3 protein-coding genes are annotated in these 3536 nt (G+C 40.6%); 2 read left to right on the forward strand and 1 reads right to left on the reverse strand.

Going from position 1 to position 3536, the window contains the following annotated elements:
- Positions 1-205: 205 nt before the first annotated feature.
- Positions 206-1033, forward strand: coding sequence for a 4,5-DOPA dioxygenase extradiol (gene ygiD, locus AAC037_RS21860; RefSeq protein ID WP_339905603.1), 828 nt, complete (start codon positions 206-208; stop codon positions 1031-1033).
- A gap of 83 nt (positions 1034-1116) precedes the next feature.
- A complete protein-coding gene (locus tag AAC037_RS21865; RefSeq protein WP_339905605.1) occupies positions 1117-3171 on the forward strand; it encodes a penicillin acylase family protein in 2055 nt (684 codons plus the stop codon).
- A gap of 80 nt (positions 3172-3251) precedes the next feature.
- On the opposite strand, the gene AAC037_RS21870 is transcribed toward AAC037_RS21865, so the two are convergent.
- The coding region (locus tag AAC037_RS21870; protein ID WP_339905606.1) for an ABC transporter permease at positions 3252-3536 on the reverse strand (285 nt) is incomplete at its 5' end.

Consider the following 3536-nt stretch of genomic DNA (forward strand, 5'->3'; position numbering starts at 1 on the left):
TTCTGCAACAATACTGACAAAATCTTAACACTACCTTAAACAAAAAAAGCTCTCCATTTAACATTTTTTTTCTTAATATTCTACATATTCCAAAACCCAAGTAACCCATTATTGGAAACAAGGAGTATATTTATAGGGGAGCTCTTTTTCAAAGCAATCCTCACCCCTATGAATACTTAAATGCCACCCAATAATCATTCAATCAATGCACTTAAAAGCTTTAAACAAACTCTCCGGCTCGTTTTCCAATGCGCAAAAAATGCCTGTCTTATTTTTAGGACACGGCAGCCCTCTGAATGCCATAGAAGAAAACACCTTTGTCGCAAACTTTAAAAAAATCGGAGAAGAAATCCCTAAACCAAAGGCTATTTTATGTATTTCTGCCCATTGGGAAACCAAAGGCACCTATGTGACTGCCATGAAGAAACCTAAAACCATTCATGATTTTGGCGGTTTTCCTCAGGCATTATTTGACGTACAATACCCGGCCCCCGGAAGCCCTTCCCTTGCACGGGAAACAAAAGATTTAATCACAAAATCCAAAATAGGACTGGACAAAAACTGGGGGCTAGATCATGGCACATGGAGTGTCGTTAAACACCTTTACCCCAATGCAGAAATACCCACCATTCAAATGAGTTTGGATTATTCCAAGTCGCCAAAATACCATTTCGAATTGGCGCAGGAGTTGTCTCAGTTGCGTCAAAAAGGTGTATTAATCATTGGTAGTGGGAATATGGTTCATAATTTAGGTAAGGTTGCATGGGACAAACTACAGGGAGAGCCATATGCCTTCGATTGGGCCATGGAAGCCAATGAAAAAATGAAAACCTGGATTTTAAATGGAGATTTTCAAAAGTTGATAAATTTTAAAAAACAGGGAACAGCTTTTGATCTGGCCATACCAACTCCAGAACATTATTTGCCTTTGCTCTATACTTTAGCACTCAAACATAATCGAGACAATACAAGCTTGTTTAATGACCAACCCGTGGGGGGCTCCTTGTCTATGACTTCAGTAAAATTCGATTAAGCAGCAGTCAATTCTTATATAGATTGGTTCCATTAGTGAAAGAATATTGACAAGAATCTAATTATTATAAACGCTAAATTTTCATGTACAAGAAACTCCTTATTCTAATTGTTCCATTTGTTATAGGTACAGCTTTAACCGGCTCAAAACCGCAAAGTGATGAGATTCTTTGGGACAAATGGGGTATCCCTCATATTTATGCCAGCACGGACAACAACCTTTATTATATGATGGGCTGGGCACAAATGCACAACCATGGCAATTTGATGCTAAAATTATATGGAGAAGGCCGGGCAAAATCAGGGGAATACTGGGGTGAAAATATTGAACGAGACAAGCTATTGCATCAGTTAGGGGTTTTGGCTGCTTCCAGACGATCTTTTGCCCAATTACCACAAAAGGAAAAAAACGTTTTAATTGCCTTTGCCAACGGGATTAATGCCTATGCCCAAAAAAATCTCAATGAGCTGGAGGAAAAATTCAAAGTTGTTCTCCCGGTAAAACCTGAGGACATCCTTCAACATACCTTCAGGGTATTTTACCTTGAATTTCTCGTCAACCGCAATATTCGAAAAGCCAATAATTGGACCCCTGGATCAAATGGTTGGGCCATCAATGGAAGTAAAACTGCTTCAGGAAACAGCATGCTAATGGCCAATCCACACCTAAACTGGAATGATTTCTGGTTGTTTTTTGAAGCACGTTTAATTTCCGGTACCAATGATTTATATGGAACCACCCTAGTGGGCCTACCAACCATTGGTATAGGCTTCAATAAAAACCTGGGCTGGACCCATACCGTCAACACCTTGGACAATGTGGATCTATATGAACTTACCCTTAAAAATGGGCAGTATCAACTCGATAATAAATTTCACGATTTCACTATTGACAGTCTCCTAATAACTGAAAAAACAGAGACAGGAAGTAGGGAAATTGTAGTGGTAAGAAAGCAGTCTGAGTTTGGTATGGTGGTGAAGGAAGGCGAAAACAAAGCGATTGCCATGAAGTGGCCAAATAGTGACGGAAAACTCAATATCATTGGGCAGTGGCTTGCTATGGGAGAGGCTCAAACTCTCGGGCAATTTCAAGAAGCACTAAAAATGAATGGCCTCCCACTGTTTAATGTGATTTATAGCGACAAGGAAAACAATATCCTTTATCATTTTGGTGGAAATGCCCCTAAGAAAAATGGAGATTGGGGAAAATGGCAAAACATCGTTTCCAGTACTTCCAGCGATGACTTGTGGCAGGGCTACTATTCCTCAAAAGAAGTTCCTTCCTACCTTAACCCAAAAAGTGGCTGGATTCAAAATGCCAATGACCCTCCCTATACCAGCACCATTCCTGCCGCCATTAGCCCTAAGGATTACCCTTCTCATATGGCTCCAAACGCCATGGGATTCAGACCCCAGCGTTCAGCTTTATTGATTAAAGATGCTGAAAACCTCAGTTTAGACGAGTTTATAGCGTTGAAACACGATACAAAATCAGAATATTTTCTAAGGCTAAAAGAAGATTTAAGCAAAATCGATCCCAGTGAGCTGGATAGCTTGACGAAGAAAGCTTTAGAAATATTGCTCAGTTGGGATGGTGCTTTCGAGGCAAGTAGTACCGGACCGGTATTGTTTAGCATGTTCGCAAAGGAACTTGGAAGCAAAGGCGTTTTCGCTGAAGAATGGGATTTTAATGATCCCCTCAACACTCCCGCAAAACTTAAAAATCTACCTTATGTTATTTCTTCACTTAAAATAGCTGCAGCAAAGCATCAGGACGTTTACGGATTCTTGGCCGTAAGTTATGGAGAGGTTTACCGTCTGGAAGTGGGGAAACATAGCTTTGGTGCAAACGGTGGTGCCGGAAGTTTAGGGATTTTTAGAACCATGAATTTTTCCCCGAAGGGAAATGGACAATTCTTTGCCGCCCATGGTGAGACCTACGTTTGCGCAACTGAATTTGGTGATGAGATTACCGCCAAGGCCCTTATGTCCTATGGCAATGCTACTCAACCCGGCAACCCACATGTAGGTGACCAATTAGAGCTGTTTTCCAAAAAGAAGCTTAGAAAGGTGTGGCTCAAAAGGGAAGACCAATTAAAGAATTTAGAAAAGCATGAAAAATTTAGCAGTATGCAGTAATAAGCCATTGGGGGTATTGTTGCAAAATGCGCCGATACCCCCATTTCTTTTTCCTAGGCTGGAATTCAAAAAACGGTCAATTAATCCAATTGATTATTGCTGATTTTCGCCAATCGGTTTATTTTAACCTGCAAGAGCACAGCCATGGCTACAATGGCCACTATAATTATACCTACCAACACCCTTATTTCAGGGCCAATTGAAACTAAGTCCCCTCCATAAAAGGCCACTTTTCTAAAGCCACTCAAATATTGAGTTACGGGAATAAAATGGGCTACATTGGTAATTAACTCTGGAATCGCTGAGGTAGGCCAGGTAAATCCACTCAAGATAAATGCCGGTGTAGAAATCACCATTAACAACTC

The organism is uncultured Cyclobacterium sp. (assembly GCF_963976465.1).
Classification (GTDB): domain Bacteria; phylum Bacteroidota; class Bacteroidia; order Cytophagales; family Cyclobacteriaceae; genus Cyclobacterium.